Raw genomic sequence first — 16,221 nt, 5'->3', positions numbered from 1 at the left:
CCCGCTCGGCGCTCCGGCCCGGCGGGGAGGTTTCGCGGACCGGCCCATGGGCCACATCAACCCCATGGACCAGGAACAACCCGTGGTCAAGCGCACCGCACGGGCCATCCTGCTGGACGGCCACGAGCTCATCGTCATCAAGCGCACCAGGCCAGGCAGCCCGCCGTACTGGATCACGCCGGGCGGCGGGGTCGAGCCCACGGACGAGAGCGTTGTCGCCGCCCTCCACCGCGAGGTCTTCGAGGAGTTGGGGGCCAGGATCACGGATGTGGTGCCGGCCTTCGTCGACACCGTTCCGCATCTGCCCGAGCCCGACGAGAACGTTCCGCCCGGGCTCAAGGTCCAGCACTTCTTCGTCTGCCGGCTGATCTCGATGGATCCGGCGCTACGGCACGGCCCCGAGGTGACGCGGCCGCGCGGGACGTACGAGATCGTCCGACTCCCGTTCACCCCCGAGGGGTTGACCTCGGTCGATGTGGTGCCGCCCAGCCTCAACGCCTATCTCACCAGGAACATCGCCGGCATCCACGCGCTGCTCGCCCCCGACTTCGCGGTCGGGCGCGGCTGATCAGCCGAACCAGCTGCCGCCGCCGGCGGTCGGGGCCGAAGGGCCCTCGATCCGGCGTGCGCGCTCCAGCGCGCGCTCGGCCTCCGCACGCCACTGGGCCGCGTCCGGCGCCCCCGGCGCCCCCGCCCCGAGGCCGGGCGCGGCCACCCGGGAGAGCGCCAACGGGACGCCGTGCTGGTGGAGTTCCCTGGTGCGGCGGCGCTGCGCCTCCCTGGCCGCGCCGAAGAAGTCGCCGCCCTTGCGCCGCCCGTCGTCCGTACCCCAGTCGCGGGAGGTGCGCTTCGGGGCCCTGACCAGGTGCGGGATGTGCTTGGCGCAGTGGATGTACGCCTCCACCACATCGACGCGCACCCAGACCTCGGTGCGCCGGCCCGGCACCGACTCGACCGGCAGCCGGGGGTGGGCGGCGCGGAGTTCGGCCTCGGGCACCACCCGGGCGCGGCCGTTGATGTGCAGGCCGATCCTGGCGGTCTCGAAGTCCATCAACAGCAGCCCGGCGTGCGGGTTCTCGGCGAGATTGCCGAGCGAGGCGTGCACCCCGTTGCCCCGGTACTCGGGATAGACGAGCGTGTGCGGATCGAGGACCTGCAGGAAGCCGGGCGGACCGGCCCTGAAGGTGTTGTCGCACTCGCCGTGGCGGTCGGCGGTGGCCAGGAAGAACATCTCCGCGCCGGCGACGAACTCCCGCATCCGTTCGTTGAGATGGTCGAGTACCTGCTCCCGGTAGAAGCGGTCGGCGCGTTCCTCGGTGCCCCACCGCGTCTGGAGAGCGTGTTCGCCGTCGCTGCCCGGAAGTGCCGCGCGGCGGGTCGGCTCCGCCGGAGGACCGTTGCCCGTTGTGCCTGCCATGCCTGCGTACTTTCTTACTTTCCGGCGCCTGCCGAGCCGATCAGTGTGCCGATGAAGTCATGCCGGATCCGGTTGGCCGGAATGCCGCAGGACACCAGGGCGTCGACGCCCTTGCGGATCATCTGCGGAGGGCCGGAGAGATAGCCGTCGAACTCCTGCCAGGGGCCGAACTGGCGGACCGCCTCGGGGAGCTGCCCGGCGAAGCCGACCGTCGCGTACTCGGCGACCACGGGACGCACGGCGAGCCAGCGGTGTCGTCGCTCAAGGTCGAGAAAGGAGTCGAGATCGTAGAGTTCGGCGTCGCGGTTCGCTCCGAAAAAGACCTCGACCGGTCTCTGATCGCCACGTTCCGCGACATCCTCGACCAACGCCTTGATCGGCGCGATGCCCGTGCTGCCGCCCACACAGAGCAGGCCGCGCCCCGAGGTGTTGTCCAGGGTCATCGATCCCGCCGGCGGCCCGAGCCGGATCACATCGCCGCGCCGGGCGCGGTGCACCAGCGAACGCGAGACCCAGCCGGCCGGCACCGCCTTGACATGGAAGGACAACAGCCCGTCCGAACGCGGCCTGGACGCGAAGGAGTAGGACCGCCACACCCTCGGCCACCAGGGCGTCTCGATGCTGGCGTACTGCCCGGCGCGGAACGAGTACGGCTGGTCGGGACGGACGGTCACCACCGCGACATCGTGGGTGCGGCGCTCGTGCGAGACGATCTCCGCGTCCCACCACGGCGGCGCGTGCATCTCGTCCTCGGCGGCCGCGTCGATCATGGTCTGCGACATGAGGGTGTAGGTACGCACCCATGTCGCCTCGGCCTCGGGCCCCCAGGTGCCCGGGGCGTAACGTTCCAGCGCGTACATCAGGCACTCGCCGACCAGCGGGTACTGATCGGCCCTGGTGCCGTACTTTCGATGGCCACGGCCGAGATCCCGCAGATACTCGGTGAGCGTGCGGGTGTCGTCTATATGTTCGGCGGCGGTGAGCAACGCGCCGAATATCCGGTCGCGTTGTGCGTCCATGGCGGCGGGGAACATTTCGCGGAGTTGTGGATCGTAGGTGAACAGCAGCGCGTAGAAGTACGAGGTCGCCTCGTCGGCGACCGGCTCGATCTCCGCCAGCGTGCGTCTCACCACCTCCGCGTCGGGCGACGGGGGCCGCCCACTCCCGAACTCGCGTCGAGTGGTGGCACCGTCGTCGGCCGATATCGCGGTCATGCCCTGCCTCGCCTAGATCAACTCCCGGTCGCACAGCGTGTCAGCACGCTCACCGGCAGCGGGGTTGTTAACCGGAACCCGGCCAGCGAGCCCCCCATATCTCATAAACTGAACGGCTGCGCGCCGCCCCGATGCGGAACTGACCTTACCGTTATACGGCCGAGACACAAGTCCCGCGCGAGAACGCGGCGTTCACCCGTTTCCTACCCATTCTTTATGCTGGCGCCCATGGATATCGTTCTGCGTCACGCGACTTCGGCCGACGTTCCGGAAATCGTCGCCATGCTGGCCGACGATCCCCTCGGCGCCACTCGGGAGAACCCGGCCGATCTCACCCCCTACCGGGCCGCCTTCGCCCGCATCGAGGGGGATCCGCAACAGCATCTGCTGGTCGCCGACGAGGAGGGCGCGGTGGTCGGGGTGCTGCAGCTGAGCATTCTGTTCGGGCTCTCCCGCCAGGGCGCGTCCCGGGCACTGATCGAGGCGGTGCGGGTCAGGGCGGACCACAGGGGTGGCGGGCTCGGCAGCTGGCTGATCCGGCAGGCCGTCGAGGAGGCGCGCTCGCACGGCTGCGCCCTGGTCCAGCTGACCTCGGACCGGACCAGGGCGGACGCGCACCGGTTCTACGAACGGCTGGGCTTCGAGGCGACCCATGTGGGCTACAAGCTCCCGCTCTGACCCGCACCCCGGCGCGCCAGCGCGTGACGGCCCGTCCGCCGGGTCAGCGCCAGCCCTCCGGGTCGACGCCACCGGGCACGGCGGTGTCCGGTGCGTAGGGCTCCCTGGTGAAGGAGAACGACCCCAGATCGAGATGGCTGACCCGGCCGTCGGCGGCGCGCACCAGCCGTAGCGTCTCGCCGGCGAAGTACCCCTCAAGGCCGACCCACTCGTCGTCCGCCACCCGCCGGAACACCGAGCCGCGCGGACCGAGGCCACCGGCGGGCGTGAGCGACACCGAGCCGGCCCCGCCCAGCCGCAGCAGATAGCCGGCGGTGCCCCAGAACCAGCTGCCCGTCAGCGGCAGCAACGCCCGGTCGACGCCCTCGGCCGGCCGCCAGGGCGTGGCGAAGGCGGGCTCGTGCCGGCGCAGCGCACCCAGCAGGCCACGGGCCACGCCGGTCGTTCCGGGACCCGAGGTCGCGTTGGCCAGCACCACGGCGGCCGAACGTTCCTCCGGATCCAGCCAGAGCGCGGCCAGAAAGCCGGGCATGGACCCGCCGTGGCCGACATAGAGCCGCTCGTTCTCGCGCACCAGCTGCAGGCCGAGGCCGTAGAGCACCGACCAGTCGGCCGGCTCCGGCGGCACCGCCGGCACCCGCATCTCGGCCACGCTGTCCGCGCTCAGCACGGCCTCGTCCCCCGCCAGCAGAAACGCCGCGAACCGCCCCAGATCCTCGCTGGTCGACCAGAGTTGACCGGCCGGCGCCATCCGCCCCGTGTCCACCGCGGGCTCCGGCTGCCGCAGATCGGCGTACGGATGCACCGCCCAGCCGCGCACCGCCGGCTCCTCGGCCGCATAGGAGGTGCGGGTCATGCCCAGCGGCTGAAGCACCTCGCGGCGCAGCACCCCGAACCAGTCCTCGCCGCGCAGCCGTTCCACCAGCGCGCCGAGCAGCGCGTAACCGGGGTTGGAGTAGTGGAACCTGCGGCCGTGCGGATGCTTCTGCGGATCGGGGCCGAACACGTCGGCCAACTCGGGGCGCAGCGCACCGTCCGTCCGCTCCCACCAGGGGCCCGCCGCCTCGGACGCCAGGCCCGTGGTGTGCGAGAGCAGTTGGGCCACGGTCGCCTCGCCGCCGTACGGGGTGGGCAGCCAGCGTCCCACCGGCTGATCGAGATCGATCAGCCCTTCGTCGCGCAGCCGCAGCACCAGGACGGCCGTGAGCGTCTTGGTGATCGAGCCGATCCGGTAGCGGACCTGTTCGCTCGGCACCTCCGCCGGCAGCTCCCCCGCGCCCCCGTGCCATACGGGCGCGCCGTCGCGCACCAGGGTCGCGACCAACGAGGGCGCGCGCCCCTCGGCCTGACCGCGCGCCACGCGGTACGCCAGCTCGCGCCGGGTCTCCGGCAGCGGCTCGGCGGCGGTGGGCTCGGGCACAGCGGACTTCTCTGGCCTCTGGGATGCGGCGCGGCTTTCCGTCATGGTCACTAGATGTACCCCATGCCCCGTAGCGCGACGCTCGACGGGGGCGCCCGCGCCGATCGCGCTCCCGGCGCGAGCGCCGTCAGCGCCCGGCACATGCCGTCGGGCGCGGCGGGAGCATCGGGAAAACCGGTCGCCAACCCTCTCGGGACTCGTCCACTCTGAGCCGGTGACCTCCGCTGACGACCTGCCGATCCGCCGGCTCGCACTGGCCGATCTGAGCGCCTGCCTCGACCTGTCGGACGACCGCTCCTGGGGGCGCGAGGAGCACAAGTGGCGGCTGTTGCTCTCCGCCGGGCAGGGGTACGGCATCGACGCGCCGCCCGACGATCCGGTCGGCGGACTGGTGGCGACCGTGATCCGCACCTCCTACGGGGACCAGTGGCACGCCGTCGGGATGATGCTGGTGGCCAGCCGCTGGGAGCGCCGGGGCATCGGGCTGCGCCTGATGCGCCATCTGATCGCCGGGGCCGAGGGCGTACCGCTGCTGCTCACCGCCACCGACAACGGACGGCCGATGTACGAACGGCTCGGCTTCAAGGCCCTGGGCGGCATCACCACCCTGACCGGGACTTTCGCCGGCGACGCCGGTGACCCGGAGGCGGGGGCCGGCGTCCGGCCGGCGACGGCCGCCGACATGCCGGAGATCCTTGCCTACGACCTGCCGGCGTTCGGCGCCGACCGGACGGAACTGCTCACCAGGCTCGCCTCGTTCGCCAACCGCATCCTGGTCGCGCGGGCGCCGGACGGGCGGCTGACCGGCTTCGGCGCGACCTGGCCGAATGTGACCACCACCTCCGTCGGCCCGGTGCTCGCCGACGATCCGGCCGTCGCCAGGGCGCTGATCGCCCGGCTGGCCACCGGCACCGCGACCCCGGCCCGACTCGACGTGGCGGACGAGCACCCCGAACTGCTTTCCTGGGCGCGGGAGCACGGCCTGGCGCCCGCCGGCCGTACCACCCTGATGGTGCTGGGCGCCCCGGAAGCGCCGGGCGACCCGACCCGACGCTTCGCCCCCTACTCCATGGCCCACGGCTGAGCGGGCACGCCATCCGCTGGGGGGCGGTGCGGCGCCCGTCCGTTCAGCGCGGGCCGTTCGTCCCCGCCCCGCTCAGCGCGTCACCGGGCGCGCGCCGCTCGGCGGGCGCCGGCCCCGTTTCCCGCTCCGCGCGGTCCCAGCGGGTGGCGAGCGCGGCCAGCAGGAGCGCGCTCACCGCCATCGCCGCGCCCACCATGCTGGGCCAGGTGGGTCCGGCGCCGGCCGCCAGGACCAGCCCGCCCAGCCAGGCGGCCAACGCGTTGCCCAGGTTGAACGCCCCGATATTGACCGCCGAGGCCAGCGTGGGGGCATCCGCCGCCCGGTCGAGTATCCGCTTCTGCAGCGGCGGCACGGTCGCGAACCCGAAGAGGCCGATGAGCACCAGGGTGAGGGGGGCGGCGAGTTGGTGGTGCGCGGTCAGCGTGAACAGCGCCAGGGCGATGGTCAGCCCGGCGAGTGAGACCAGCAGCAGCGGCATCAGCGCCCGGTCGGCGAACCTGCCTCCGACCAGGTTCCCGACGACCAGGCCGAGCCCGAACAGCATCAGCAGCCAGGTGACCGCGCCCTCCGGGTAGCCGGCGGCCTCGGTCATCATCGGGGCCACATAGGTGATCGCGGCGAAGACCCCGCCGAAGCCGAGCACGGTCATCGCCATGGCGAGCAGCACCTGCCGGTCGCGCAGCGCGGCCAGCTCCCGTCGGACACCGCCGCTCCCGGCGCCGGCACCGGCGTCGCCCGCCCCCCTGGGGACCAGTGTGAGCACGCCCACCAGCGCCACCACGCCGAGCAGCGCGATCGCCGCGAAGCTCAGCCGCCAACCGGCCCGCTGCCCGAGCAGCGTGGCCGCCGGGACGCCCACCACATTGGCGAGGGTCAGCCCGGTGAACATCAGGGCGATGGCGGTCGCCCGGCGGTGCGGGGCGACCAGGCTGGCCGCCACCACGGATCCGATGCCGAAGAAGGCGCCGTGCGCCAGCGAGGCGACCACCCGGCCGACCAGCACCACGGCGAAGCCGGGCGCCAGCGCCGTCAGGACGTTGCCCACCACGAAGAGCACCATCATCCACGCCAGCATCCGTTTCCTGGACACCCGCGCCCCGGCGATGGCGGTGACCGGCGCTCCGACCAGCACCCCCAGGGCGTAACCGGTCGCGGTGAAGCCCGCCGTGGAGACCGAAACGTCGTACTCGGCGGCGATCTCCGGCAGCAGCCCGGTCACCGCGAACTCCGTGGTGCCGATGCCGAAAGCCCCCATGGCCAGCGCCAACAGCGCGAGAGGCATCAGTGATCTCCTTTGTCCGCGTAACCATGCGTATAGCTTCTATCCGCGTCAGCAATAGTTGCAGACGCTCTATAAATCTATACGTCATAGTTGCACACGCCGACTATTGCGGACTGGGTTAGGCTGGTCACACCAACGGTCCCGTCAGCGAGGAGGCCGCCATGCCGACAGCGGGCGACACATCCCCGGAACGCCCGAGGCTCGCCCAGGGCTGGTGCGCGCTCTCCGCACTGCACGACCGCATCGAGGCCCATATCGAACGGGCCCTCCAGGAGGCACACGCGCTGAGCGTCCGGGAGTTCTCCGTGCTCGACGTGTTGAGCGGACAGCACGAGGGGGAGGGCGGCCACTTCCGTATGACCGCGTTGGCCGACGCGGTTGTGCTCAGCCAGAGCGCGACAACCCGGCTGGTCAACCGCCTGGAGGAGCGCGGCCTGCTCACCCGCTATCTGTGCCCGACCGACCGCCGGGGCATCTACACCGAGGTAACCCCCGCCGGCCGGAAGCTGCTCGAACAGGCTCGTCCGTCCCATGACGCGGCCCTCGCCGAGGCCCTGACGCTGGCCGAGGAACGCCCCGAACTGGCCCCCCTGGTGACCGCGGTCCGCGCCCTCTGACGGGCCGGCGGCGTCGCCGTCCACAGCTTTCGCCGAGTTATCCACAGATTTCGGCGGCTGTGGACAACCTGCCGCATCCTGTGGATAACTTCTGCGGTCCGCCGACACCGCGCGCCGTCCGGGGTGGCGTCGGGCGAGCGTTCCCGCCATGGCCGATTCGTTCAAGACCCTGGCCCGTCGGGCTTCCTAGGGTGACGTCATGACACCACGTCTGAACATGATTGGCCTGGTCACAGACGATCTGCCGGCCTCCCTTGCGTTCTACCGCCGCCTCGGCCTCGACCTCCCCGAGGAGGCGGCCGAGCAACCCCATGTGGAGATCACCCTCCCCGGCGGTATCCGCATCGCCTGGGACACCATGGAGGTCGCGCGCACCACTTTCCCCAACTGGCAACCGCCCGCCCCCGACGGCCAGCGGATGGCGCTGGCCTTTCTCTGCGACACCCCGGCCGAAGTGGACGCGCTCTATGCCGAACTCGTCGCCGCCGGCCACCCGGGCGAGAAGGAGCCCTGGGACGCGTTCTGGGGCCAGCGCTATGCCGTGGTGCGCGATCCCGACGGCAACACGGTCGACCTCTTCGCCTGGCAGAACTGAGCCGGTCCCGGCGCCGCCGCGACTACAGCAGCCGGGTGATCGGTACGCCGGCCAGCTCCCTGACCTCGCGGGACAGATGGGCCTGGTCCGCATAGCCGGCACGGGCGGCCACCATGGCCAGCGCCATCCCGGTCCTCGCCTGGGCGAGAGCCCGCTGCATCCGCAGCACCCGGGCCAGGGTCTTGGGCCCATAGCCGAAGGCCACCAGGCTGCGGCGGCGCAACTGCCGCTCGCTGAAGCCCAGTCCCCTGGCCGTCTCGGCGACCGTGCGGCCCCGGCCCAGGGCGGCCACGGCGGCCGAACGCCAGGGTTCGGCGGGGGCCGCGTCCCTTAGCCGCCGCGCGGCGATCGTCTGCAGAAACTCGCCCGGGGCATCGGCCAGGGACACCCGATCCGTCAGCTCGCGCACCAGCCGGCCGGGCCACAGGTCCGCCAACGGGACCCGTTCGTCGACCAGCAGATGGGCGGCCTCGCCCAACACCTGGGGCCCCTGCCCCGGGGCGAAGCGCAGCCCGACATGGACCGTGCCGGCCGGCTTCACCGAGACATGGGCCCTGGTGTCGGGGCCGGCCACCAGAAGCCGGCCACCGGTGAGGATCAGATCCATCGACCCGTCGGGCAGCACCAGCCCCGAGTCCGTCTCGGGGCCGGCGACACTGCGCCACACCACCGCGCCCGGCACCCGCCCGGCGGGCCACTCCGTGTACATGTCCGCCAGCATGGCAGGCTCGGCTCATGCGCCATCTGGGACTGGTCACCCTGGTCGTACCGGAGTACGACGAAGCCATCGCCTACTACACCGGGACGCTGGGCTTCGTTCTACGCGAGGACACCCTGCTGGCCCCGGACGGAAAACGGTGGGTGGTGATCGCGCCGAGCCGGTCGGCCGAGACCGGTCTGCTCCTGGCCCGGGCAGTGGGTGAGCGGCAACGCTCGCGAATGGGCGACCAGACCGGCGGTCGGGTCGGCTTCTTCCTCCACACCGATGACTTCGACGCCGAGCTGAGCCGGCTGATCAAGGCCGGCGTCACCATCGAGGAGCCACCTCGGTCGGAACGCTATGGCCGGGTGGTGGTGTTCGTCGATCGCTATGGCAACCGCTGGGATCTCATCCAGCCAGCCCACGGCGCGGGCAGCCCGTCGGCATAGCAACGCAGCAGCTCCAGCAGCCGGTTGGCGGGCTGGGCACTCCAGTGCCCAGCCGCAGGATCGGGCGGGCTCGTCAGCCTGGGCACCGCCCAGCCCAGATGGTGCCAGAGCGCTCGGGCCGCCCAGGAGCGGCCGACCTCGGCTATCGCGTCCGGGTCGCCCAGATATCCGGTGAGGACCGCCGGCAGCAGCCGTGGCGGCACCTTGGCGAACTCCATCGCCGGATCGGCCCAGGCGGCATCGCCCCAGTCCAGCAGCGCGGTCAACGAGCCCTGGGCATCGAGCAGCAGGTTGTTGGCGGCGATATCGCCATGGATCAGGGTCGCCTCGGGACCCGGAGGCGCCTCCTCGGCCAGCCGGGCCAACCAGCCGCCGAGCCAGTCGGCCAACGAACCACTGAGGTAGCCCTGGCGGGCCAGCCGATCGACCATCCGACGGGGATCGGCCGGCCGGTCGACGGGCACCCCCTCCCGAACGTCCGGCGGTATCCGGGCGGCATGCAGCACGGCCAGCTCGCGCCCCAACTCCCGGCAGGCCAGCTCCCCCGGATCGCCGGGGTCGTCACCGTTCGCCCCCACGGCGCGGCCGGCGGCCCGCCGCAGCACGAGATAGGGGAGAGGCACGGGCCCGTCCAACTCGCCGCAGGCAATCATCTCGGGCGTGCGCACACCCTGTTGCACCGCGAACGGCACCACCAGGGCTTCCTTCCGCAGGTCATCGGCGAAATCCCCGCCGGGCCGGGCGACCTTGAGCACCAGTTGCTCGCCCAGCAGACAGACCCAGCCGGCCGCCCCCTGGAACGCCGCCGGACGCACCTCATCGGGGGCGACTCCATGACGACGGGCGACCGCCAGCAGCGCGTCTCGTCCGACCTGCTCGAACAGCTTTGTCTGGACGGGGAGTTCCGGCTTCTTCATCGTCGGCACGGTAGGCGCCGCCCAGGTAGCGGGGCGAACCGTTTTCCACGGCGACGCGGCCGGGCGCCCGGGAATGATTCACGTGAAACATCGGGGCGATGTTTCACGTGAATCATTGAGCCCGGTCCCCGGTCCCCCGGGCCCGCGCGTCAGGCGTGGTGGTCGAAGAGGCGGGCCAGCAGCCGGGTCAGTTCGGCGCGTTCGGTCGCGGAGAGCGGCCCCAACAGCTTCTCCTGCGCCTCCGCGAGCACCCGGTCACCGCTGGCCAGCTGGTTCCGACCCATGGGGGTCAGGGTGATCACATTGCGCCGGCGGTCCGCCGAGTCCTGACGGCGCAGCACCAGGCCGTCGGCGGCCAACTCGTTGACGGCGGCCACCACATCGCTCCGGTCGATGCCACAGTGACGCCCCAGCGCGGCCTGACTGAGCGGACCGAACTCGTCCAGCGCGGCGAGCAGGGCGTAGTGGTAGCGCCGGGCGCCGATCGTCGCGAAGGACTCGCTCACCAATCTGGACGCATGGGTCGCGGTGTGGGTGAGCAGCCAGCTGGGCATCGCCCGCAGCCTGGCCGGCACCCGATCGTCGGCGGCCGTCGTCATAGGAGGACCCTAACAACCGTGCACCGCCCAGGAGATCGATCCGCAGGGCAGTGCGGCTACGTGGTGTAGTCGGCGTTGATGCGGACATAGCCGTCGGAGAGATCGCAGCCGAAGACGGTGGCGCTGGCATCGCCGAGGCCCAGGGTGACGCCGATCTCCACCTCATCCTGGCGCATGATCTCCACCAGCTTGGCCAGCTGCCCCTCGTCCGTCTCGCTGGGATAGACCTCCATGGCGCCGAAGCGGACGGTCACCCCTTCCGGAGTGATAGCCAGGTCCTCTGGATGCTCGGTGTTCTTGCCGACGGCCATCACCACGCGGCCCCAGTTGGGGTCGGCGCCGTGCACCGCCGTCTTGACCAGGGGGGAGTTCAGCACGCTCTTGGCGATGCGCTTGGCCTGCGCGGGGCTTGCCGCCTCGGTGACCCGGACGCGCAGCAGCTTGGTCGCACCCTCGCCGTCCCTGGCCAGCTGCTCGGTCAGCTCCAGACAGACCTCGTGGAGGGCGGCGGCGAACTCCGCCGCGTCCACCTCTCCGGCGGCGCCGTTCGCCAGGACCGCGACGGTGTCCGAGGTGGAGGTGTCGGTGTCCACGCTCAGGCAGTTGAAGGTGCGGTCCACCGCGTCGCGCAGCGCGGCGTCCAGCGCGGCCGGGGGCACGGCGGCGTCGGTGAAGAGGTAGGCGAGCATCGTCGCCATGTTGGGCTCCACCATGCCCACACCCTTGGCCACGCCGAGGATGCGGGCGCCGCCCACCCTGCGGGTGCTCAGCTTGGGGTGGGTGTCGGTGGTCATCATGGCGCCGGCCACCTCCACCGGGCCGGCGTGGAACGCCTGCTCGGCGCCCAGATGGGCGCGCAGCGGCGCCATGGGCAGCTGGCGACCGATCACCCCGGTGGAGCTGATCAGCACCTCGTCCTCGGGGATGTCCAGCATCCCGGCCACCAGGGCGACGATCTCGGCGGAGTTCCGTTCGCCCTGGGGGCCGGTGGCGACATTGGAGTTCCCCGCCACGGTGACCACGGCGCGGAACCGTTGGCCTCCGGCATGGCTGCGGCTGAGCAGCACGGACGGGCCGGCGAAGCGGCTCTGGGTGAAGACCGCGGCGCTGACCGTGGGGCGGTCCGAGGCCACGATGGAGACATCGTCGCCGGTCTCCCGCACCCCGCCGTGCCCGGCATGGGCGGTAAAGCCCTGGGGCCACTCCACCGCGCCCCCTGCTGCATCAATATTCGCCATGCCACATAGATTTCCATGCACCGGGCGGTTCGTCCAGTCCTTATGGGCGCGCGGACCGGCCGACGGCGCCCGTCACCCGGCGGCCCCGTCCCCGGTGGGGCGGTGGGCCACGGCCTTGAAGAACGTGTAGTGGAAGACCCCGTCGTCCACCGCGGTCCGCCGCAGATCCGCGATGCCACGGTCGAAGTCCTTGGCGGTGGCGAGCCCGGCGTCCAACGCCTGTTCGCGCACCGAGGCGATCACCGGGATAAACGTGTCCCTGGTGAACCCTCGCACCATCTCCGGCCGGGTGCGGTCGGCGTAGACGGTGCGCGGCCGCACCGTGACGTCCGCGTATCCGGCCTCGGCGAGCAGCGGCTGGAGCTGGCGGCCGAGCTTCGCGTTTCCGCCGGCGGCGGCCTGGAGCCGGGTGTGGCAGTCGATCGCCGCCCGGGCGAGCGCGCTGTCCGGGTGGAAGAGGGCCGAGCCATGGTCCCCCTCGATCACGGTGATGGTGCCGCCCGGCCGGACCAGCGGCCGCAGCCGCCGCAGGGCGGCCACCGGATCGCCCAGATGCTCCAGGACAAAGCAGATAAAGAGGTGGTCGAACTCCCCCTCGGCGAAGGGCAGATCGAACAGATCGCCATGGCACCACTCCACCCGGGCCTCCGGCGCGTGAGCGGCGACATTGGCCCGGGCGAGCGCAAGCGACTCCCGCGAACGATCGACGGAGACGATCCGCGCCCCGGGGCTGGAGTCGAGCAGATGAACCGTCTGGGCGCCGACGCCGCAGCCGACCTCCAGCACCCGGCTGCCCGCCGGATAGGCGGTCCCCTCGTGCAACAGCGGGGCGAGCACATTGGCCTGGTCACCGAGCCGGGTGGCCTCGCGCTCGGAGTATCCGTGGATGTAGTCGACGCCCGCAGCGGAGGATTCCTGCGAATCCCGAGCGGGCGAGGGAGCCGGTGCGGCCGGCTGCGGAGAGGAGGAGATGCCGTTCATGGCCTCAGCCTGCCGGGCACTATGGCCTCATGGAAAGGTCCAAAGAGCATGGAGTCTCCTGGTCCAAAGAGCCGCGCGGCTCCGACTTCCTCCAGTTGGACATCGCCGAGGCACCCGCCGGAGGACGCTCCCGCTGGCTGGCCGGGCAGCTGCGACGGGCCATGGCCGAGGGGCGGCTCCCCGTGGGCAGCAGGCTGCCGGCCACCCGGGCGCTCGCCGGTGAACTGCGGGTGTCCCGGGGCGTGGTGACCGAGGCTTATCGCCGACTGATCGAAGAAGGCCATGCGGCCGGTCATCGACGAAACGGAACGGTCGTTGTCGCCGTCCCCGCCCCGGCGGCGACCGTTGACGCGCCCACCGCTCCCGGCCCGCCCACGACCGCGAACCCGTTCGACGGGGTCCCTGATCACGCCTCGTTTGACGCGCTGCGCGCCGCGCCCGCCAGGATCGATCTGTCGCCCGGCCTCCCCGATCTGGCCGCGTTCCCCCGGGCCGCCTGGCTCCGCACCGAACGCGCCCTGCTCTCCCGGTTGTCCGCGGCCGATCTCGGCTATGGGGATCCGCGCGGCACACCGGCCCTGCGCGCCGCCGTCGCCACCTGGCTGGCCCGTAACCGGGGCATCGCCGTCGCCCCGGACGAGGTGCTGATCGTCGCCGGCACCGCCCAGACACTGTCCCTCCTGGGCCAGTTGCTCTACCTGTCCGGGGTCGCAAGCGTCGCGGTGGAGGAGCCGAGTTCGCTCGGCGCCCGACAGCATCTGCGGCACCGTGGCCTGACGACGCCGCCGGTCGCGGTGGACGAGGAGGGGCTGCGGGTGGCGGAGTTGGCGGAGAGCGGGGCCGGCGCCGTGCTGCTGACCCCGGCCCACCAGTTCCCCACCGGCGTGGTCCTCTCCGGCGAACGCCGCCGGGAGCTGACCGCCTGGGCCCGGCGGCGCGACGGCCTGGTCATCGAGGACGACTACGACGCCGAGCACCGCTACGACCGGCCGCCGGTCGCGGCACTGCGGTCGATGCTCCCCGAACACGTCTGCTACGCGGGCAGCATCTCCAAGATCCTCTCGCCGGGGATGCGCATCGGCTGGGTCGTGGCGCCGCCCCGCTACCACGAGGCTCTGGTCGAGGCGAAACGGTACGCCGACCTCGGCAACGCCGTGCTGCCCCAGCTGACGCTCGCCCGGCTGATGGCGTCCGGCGAGTTGGAACGGCATCTGCGGCTGGTGCGCCAGCGCCACCGGCGCCGCCGGGACGCGATGATCGCCGCGCTGGCCGCGCACCTCCCCGAGGCGATGGTGCACGGAGCGGCGGCCGGACTGCATCTGACGGTCACCCTGCGGCCCGGCATCGACGACACGGCGCTGGCCGAACTGGCGCTGGCACGCGGGGTCCGCGCCCAACCGCTGTCCTGGCACCGCCAGCGCCCGGGCCGCCCCGGCCTGGTGCTCGGCTATGCCGCCAGCACACCCCACGCGATCGAGGAGGGGGTCGCGGCCATCGCCTCGGCCCTGCGCCAACTCCGCTGAGCCGTTTGTCCAGCCCCATCGGCTGGTTCAGCCGGGCTCGACCGGGCCATAGCGGGCCGCCGGCGCGCCGGTCATCAGGGCCCAGTAACGGTCCCCGTATGACCAGTGCCACCACTCCGTCGGATAGTTGACCAGGCCGGCGCCGGTCAGCGCGGCGCCGAGGCAGTCGCGGAGCGAGCGGGCCGCCGGCGGTATGTTCGGCGCCGCCGTGTAGCAGCCGCCTTCGCTCTCCTCGGGGGTCGCGTTGACCCGGGTACCGAGGTCGAGTTCGTGGCCGTGTCGATCGGCGAGCGTCACATCGAGGGCGGCGCCGGCGCAGTGCGGTGCGATCTCGGGAGGCGAGACATAGCGGCTGGCGGCCGAGCGCAGCGCCTCCTTCGACCAGGCGGGGTGCTCGGCCCGCAGCCGTGCGCAGTAGTGGTCGAAATAGCGTCGTTGCAGTTCAGGAGGGTGATACCCCTCGATGAAGAGCAACCGCCGGCCCTCCGGCAGTGCCGCCTGAGCGGCGATCAGCCGGTCGAGCACGCCCTCCCTGAGGTGGACGAAGGCGCCGTCCGAATCCCGACGCTTCCGCTCGTCGAGCAGCAACGGACCGTCCGCCCGCACCTCCGCCAGCGCTTCGCCGCACTCGCGGACGGGAATGGCCGCGACGCTCGGATCGGACATCAGCACAACCATGGACGCTCCTCGGTTCCGGCCATCGGGCTCAGGGCAGGGTCAGCACCCGGGGGCCGTCTTCGGTGATGGCGACGGTGTGTTCGATATGGGCCGCTCGGCTGCCGTCCGTGGTGAAGAGGGTCCAGCCGTCCGTTCCGGTGCGGTACCGGTCGCGACCGCCGGCCATCAGCATGGGTTCGATGGCGAGCACCAGACCGTGCCGCAGGGGGAAACCCCGGCCGGGGCGGCCTCGGTTGGGGACGGGCGGATCCTCGTGCATGCGCCGGCCGATGCCATGGCCACCGAAATCGGGCGGCATCCCACAGTCGACGGACCGGGCGACGGTGTCGATCGCATGCGAGATATCGCCCATCCGGGCGCCGACGGTCGCCGCCGCGATGCCGGCGTCCAATGCCCGCTGGGTGGCGTCGATCAGCTCCACATCGGCGGGCCTCGGGGTGCCGACGGTGAGGCTGATGGCGGCGTCGCCCGTCCATCCGTCCAGCTCGGCGCCGCAGTCGACGCTCAGCAGATCGCCGTCGCGCAACCGGTAGTCCGTGGGGATGCCGTGCACCACCGCGTCGTTGACGGAGGCGCAGATCACGGCGGGGAACGGGGTGGGCGCGAAGGAGGGGCGATAGCCGAGGAAGGGCGAGCCGGCGCCATGGTCGGCCAGGACATCGCGCGCCACCACGTCGAGTTCCCGCAACGACACCCCGACGTCCGCTGCCGCCCGGACGGCGGCGAGCGCCCGGCCCACGACACGCCCGGCCTCCCGCATCGCCTCCAGGGCCGCGTCGGTCTTGATCTCCACCATGCTCCGCCACTCCTTCGCTCTCCCGGCCCGGAT

Annotated in this window: 18 protein-coding genes; 7 read left to right on the top strand and 11 right to left on the bottom strand. The window is 72.0% G+C overall.

All coding sequences use genetic code 11. The annotated features are described in order from the left end of the window. Positions 1-64 precede the first annotated feature (64 nt). Entirely contained in the window at positions 65-568 is a 504-nt protein-coding gene (locus AOM46_RS12435) for an NUDIX domain-containing protein (protein ID WP_062210767.1), read from the top strand. On the opposite strand, the gene AOM46_RS12430 is transcribed toward AOM46_RS12435, so the two are convergent. Together AOM46_RS12430 and AOM46_RS12425 are read right to left on the bottom strand one after the other, a co-directional pair. Continuing rightward, the gene (locus AOM46_RS12430) at positions 569-1,417 is read right to left on the bottom strand and encodes a pyridoxamine 5'-phosphate oxidase family protein (protein WP_062209832.1); all 849 of its coding nucleotides are present in this window, start codon (positions 1,415-1,417) and stop codon (positions 569-571) included. Between the two features lie 14 nt (positions 1,418-1,431). Continuing rightward, positions 1,432-2,631 carry a globin domain-containing protein gene (locus AOM46_RS12425; protein ID WP_078856744.1) on the bottom strand — a complete coding sequence of 400 codons (1,200 nt, stop codon included), beginning with the start codon at positions 2,629-2,631 and terminating at the stop codon, positions 1,432-1,434. Positions 2,632-2,859: 228 nt separating this feature from the next. On the opposite strand from AOM46_RS12425, the gene AOM46_RS12420 reads away from it, so the two are divergent. Beyond that, positions 2,860-3,309 carry a GNAT family N-acetyltransferase gene (locus tag AOM46_RS12420; protein WP_062210761.1) on the top strand — a complete coding sequence of 150 codons (450 nt, stop codon included), beginning with the start codon at positions 2,860-2,862 and terminating at the stop codon, positions 3,307-3,309. 43 nt (positions 3,310-3,352) lie between these two features. Here the strand turns inward: AOM46_RS12420 and AOM46_RS12415 are convergent, their stop codons facing one another. Then, positions 3,353-4,729 carry a serine hydrolase gene (locus tag AOM46_RS12415; protein WP_062209829.1) on the bottom strand — a complete coding sequence of 459 codons (1,377 nt, stop codon included), beginning with the start codon at positions 4,727-4,729 and terminating at the stop codon, positions 3,353-3,355. A gap of 214 nt (positions 4,730-4,943) precedes the next feature. Here AOM46_RS12415 and AOM46_RS12410 point away from each other — a divergent pair, with 214 nt between their 5' ends. After that, positions 4,944-5,813: a GNAT family N-acetyltransferase gene (locus AOM46_RS12410; RefSeq protein ID WP_062209826.1), complete on the top strand. Its 870-nt coding sequence runs from the start codon at positions 4,944-4,946 to the stop codon at positions 5,811-5,813. Between the two features lie 43 nt (positions 5,814-5,856). Here AOM46_RS12410 and AOM46_RS12405 read toward each other — a convergent pair whose 3' ends face one another. Beyond that, a complete protein-coding gene (locus tag AOM46_RS12405; protein ID WP_062209823.1) occupies positions 5,857-7,095 on the bottom strand; it encodes an MFS transporter in 1,239 nt (412 codons plus the stop codon). Positions 7,096-7,256: 161 nt separating this feature from the next. Between AOM46_RS12405 and AOM46_RS12400 the strand changes: the two genes are divergently transcribed. Beyond that, entirely contained in the window at positions 7,257-7,712 is a 456-nt protein-coding gene (locus tag AOM46_RS12400; protein ID WP_062209821.1) for a MarR family winged helix-turn-helix transcriptional regulator, read from the top strand. Between the two features lie 199 nt (positions 7,713-7,911). Next, on the top strand, positions 7,912-8,307 hold the full coding sequence (locus AOM46_RS12395; RefSeq protein WP_062209818.1) for a VOC family protein: 396 nt from the start codon (positions 7,912-7,914) through the stop codon (positions 8,305-8,307). Between the two features lie 22 nt (positions 8,308-8,329). Here AOM46_RS12395 and AOM46_RS12390 read toward each other — a convergent pair whose 3' ends face one another. After that, positions 8,330-9,016: a helix-turn-helix transcriptional regulator gene (locus AOM46_RS12390; protein WP_062210758.1), complete on the bottom strand. Its 687-nt coding sequence runs from the start codon at positions 9,014-9,016 to the stop codon at positions 8,330-8,332. A 26-nt stretch (positions 9,017-9,042) separates the two neighbouring features. On the opposite strand from AOM46_RS12390, the gene AOM46_RS12385 reads away from it, so the two are divergent. Continuing rightward, positions 9,043-9,456 carry a VOC family protein gene (locus AOM46_RS12385; protein ID WP_062209813.1) on the top strand — a complete coding sequence of 138 codons (414 nt, stop codon included), beginning with the start codon at positions 9,043-9,045 and terminating at the stop codon, positions 9,454-9,456. Here AOM46_RS12385 and AOM46_RS12380 read toward each other — a convergent pair. From AOM46_RS12380 to AOM46_RS12365, 4 genes are all read right to left on the bottom strand, one after another. After that, on the bottom strand, positions 9,396-10,373 hold the full coding sequence (locus AOM46_RS12380; RefSeq protein WP_158920390.1) for a phosphotransferase family protein: 978 nt from the start codon (positions 10,371-10,373) through the stop codon (positions 9,396-9,398). The genes AOM46_RS12385 and AOM46_RS12380 overlap by 61 nt on opposite strands. A gap of 149 nt (positions 10,374-10,522) precedes the next feature. Next, positions 10,523-10,972, bottom strand: a complete 450-nt coding sequence (locus AOM46_RS12375) for a MarR family winged helix-turn-helix transcriptional regulator (protein ID WP_062209809.1) — start codon at positions 10,970-10,972, stop codon at positions 10,523-10,525. Between the two features lie 56 nt (positions 10,973-11,028). Further along, positions 11,029-12,210, bottom strand: a complete 1,182-nt coding sequence (gene argJ / locus AOM46_RS12370; RefSeq protein WP_062209807.1) for a bifunctional glutamate N-acetyltransferase/amino-acid acetyltransferase ArgJ — start codon at positions 12,208-12,210, stop codon at positions 11,029-11,031. Between the two features lie 72 nt (positions 12,211-12,282). Beyond that, complete coding sequence (locus AOM46_RS12365) at positions 12,283-13,191, bottom strand: methyltransferase domain-containing protein (protein ID WP_078856742.1); 909 nt, start codon at positions 13,189-13,191, stop codon at positions 12,283-12,285. A gap of 29 nt (positions 13,192-13,220) precedes the next feature. Here AOM46_RS12365 and AOM46_RS12360 point away from each other — a divergent pair, with 29 nt between their 5' ends. Continuing rightward, positions 13,221-14,714 (top strand): PLP-dependent aminotransferase family protein, encoded by a 1,494-nt coding sequence (locus AOM46_RS12360; protein WP_062209805.1) that lies wholly within the window; start codon positions 13,221-13,223, stop codon positions 14,712-14,714. A gap of 27 nt (positions 14,715-14,741) precedes the next feature. On the opposite strand, the gene AOM46_RS12355 is transcribed toward AOM46_RS12360, so the two are convergent. Both AOM46_RS12355 and map read right to left on the bottom strand, forming a co-directional pair. Beyond that, complete coding sequence (locus tag AOM46_RS12355; RefSeq protein ID WP_234313753.1) at positions 14,742-15,380, bottom strand: M15 family metallopeptidase; 639 nt, start codon at positions 15,378-15,380, stop codon at positions 14,742-14,744. 40 nt (positions 15,381-15,420) lie between these two features. After that, positions 15,421-16,188 (bottom strand): type I methionyl aminopeptidase, encoded by a 768-nt coding sequence (gene map / locus AOM46_RS12350; protein ID WP_062209800.1) that lies wholly within the window; start codon positions 16,186-16,188, stop codon positions 15,421-15,423. Positions 16,189-16,221 lie beyond the last annotated feature (33 nt).

The organism is Streptomyces sp. NBRC 109706 (assembly GCF_000974485.1).
GTDB lineage: Bacteria > Actinomycetota > Actinomycetes > Streptomycetales > Streptomycetaceae > Streptomyces.
Note: the sequence above shows the minus strand (reverse complement) of the source record. Positions and strands in the feature narration are given on the sequence as shown.

Bases quoted from the DNA above. Each gene is read 5' to 3' on its own strand.
- AOM46_RS12425 (WP_078856744.1), bottom strand. From the start codon at position 2,631: ATGACCGCGATATCGGCCGACGACGGTGCCACCACTCGACGCGAGTTC.
- AOM46_RS12420 (WP_062210761.1), top strand. From the start codon at position 2,860: ATGGATATCGTTCTGCGTCACGCGACTTCGGCCGACGTTCCGGAAATC.
- AOM46_RS12435 (WP_062210767.1), top strand. From the start codon at position 65: ATGGACCAGGAACAACCCGTGGTCAAGCGCACCGCACGGGCCATCCTG.
- AOM46_RS12385 (WP_062209813.1), top strand. From the start codon at position 9,043: ATGCGCCATCTGGGACTGGTCACCCTGGTCGTACCGGAGTACGACGAA.
- AOM46_RS12390 (WP_062210758.1), bottom strand. From the start codon at position 9,016: ATGTACACGGAGTGGCCCGCCGGGCGGGTGCCGGGCGCGGTGGTGTGG.
- AOM46_RS12400 (WP_062209821.1), top strand. From the start codon at position 7,257: ATGCCGACAGCGGGCGACACATCCCCGGAACGCCCGAGGCTCGCCCAG.
- AOM46_RS12360 (WP_062209805.1), top strand. From the start codon at position 13,221: ATGGAAAGGTCCAAAGAGCATGGAGTCTCCTGGTCCAAAGAGCCGCGC.
- AOM46_RS12430 (WP_062209832.1), bottom strand. From the start codon at position 1,417: ATGGCAGGCACAACGGGCAACGGTCCTCCGGCGGAGCCGACCCGCCGC.
- AOM46_RS12380 (WP_158920390.1), bottom strand. From the start codon at position 10,373: ATGAAGAAGCCGGAACTCCCCGTCCAGACAAAGCTGTTCGAGCAGGTC.
- AOM46_RS12405 (WP_062209823.1), bottom strand. From the start codon at position 7,095: ATGCCTCTCGCGCTGTTGGCGCTGGCCATGGGGGCTTTCGGCATCGGC.
- AOM46_RS12365 (WP_078856742.1), bottom strand. From the start codon at position 13,191: ATGAACGGCATCTCCTCCTCTCCGCAGCCGGCCGCACCGGCTCCCTCG.
- AOM46_RS12395 (WP_062209818.1), top strand. From the start codon at position 7,912: ATGACACCACGTCTGAACATGATTGGCCTGGTCACAGACGATCTGCCG.
- map (WP_062209800.1), bottom strand. From the start codon at position 16,188: ATGGTGGAGATCAAGACCGACGCGGCCCTGGAGGCGATGCGGGAGGCC.
- AOM46_RS12375 (WP_062209809.1), bottom strand. From the start codon at position 10,972: ATGACGACGGCCGCCGACGATCGGGTGCCGGCCAGGCTGCGGGCGATG.
- AOM46_RS12355 (WP_234313753.1), bottom strand. From the start codon at position 15,380: ATGTCCGATCCGAGCGTCGCGGCCATTCCCGTCCGCGAGTGCGGCGAA.
- argJ (WP_062209807.1), bottom strand. From the start codon at position 12,210: ATGGCGAATATTGATGCAGCAGGGGGCGCGGTGGAGTGGCCCCAGGGC.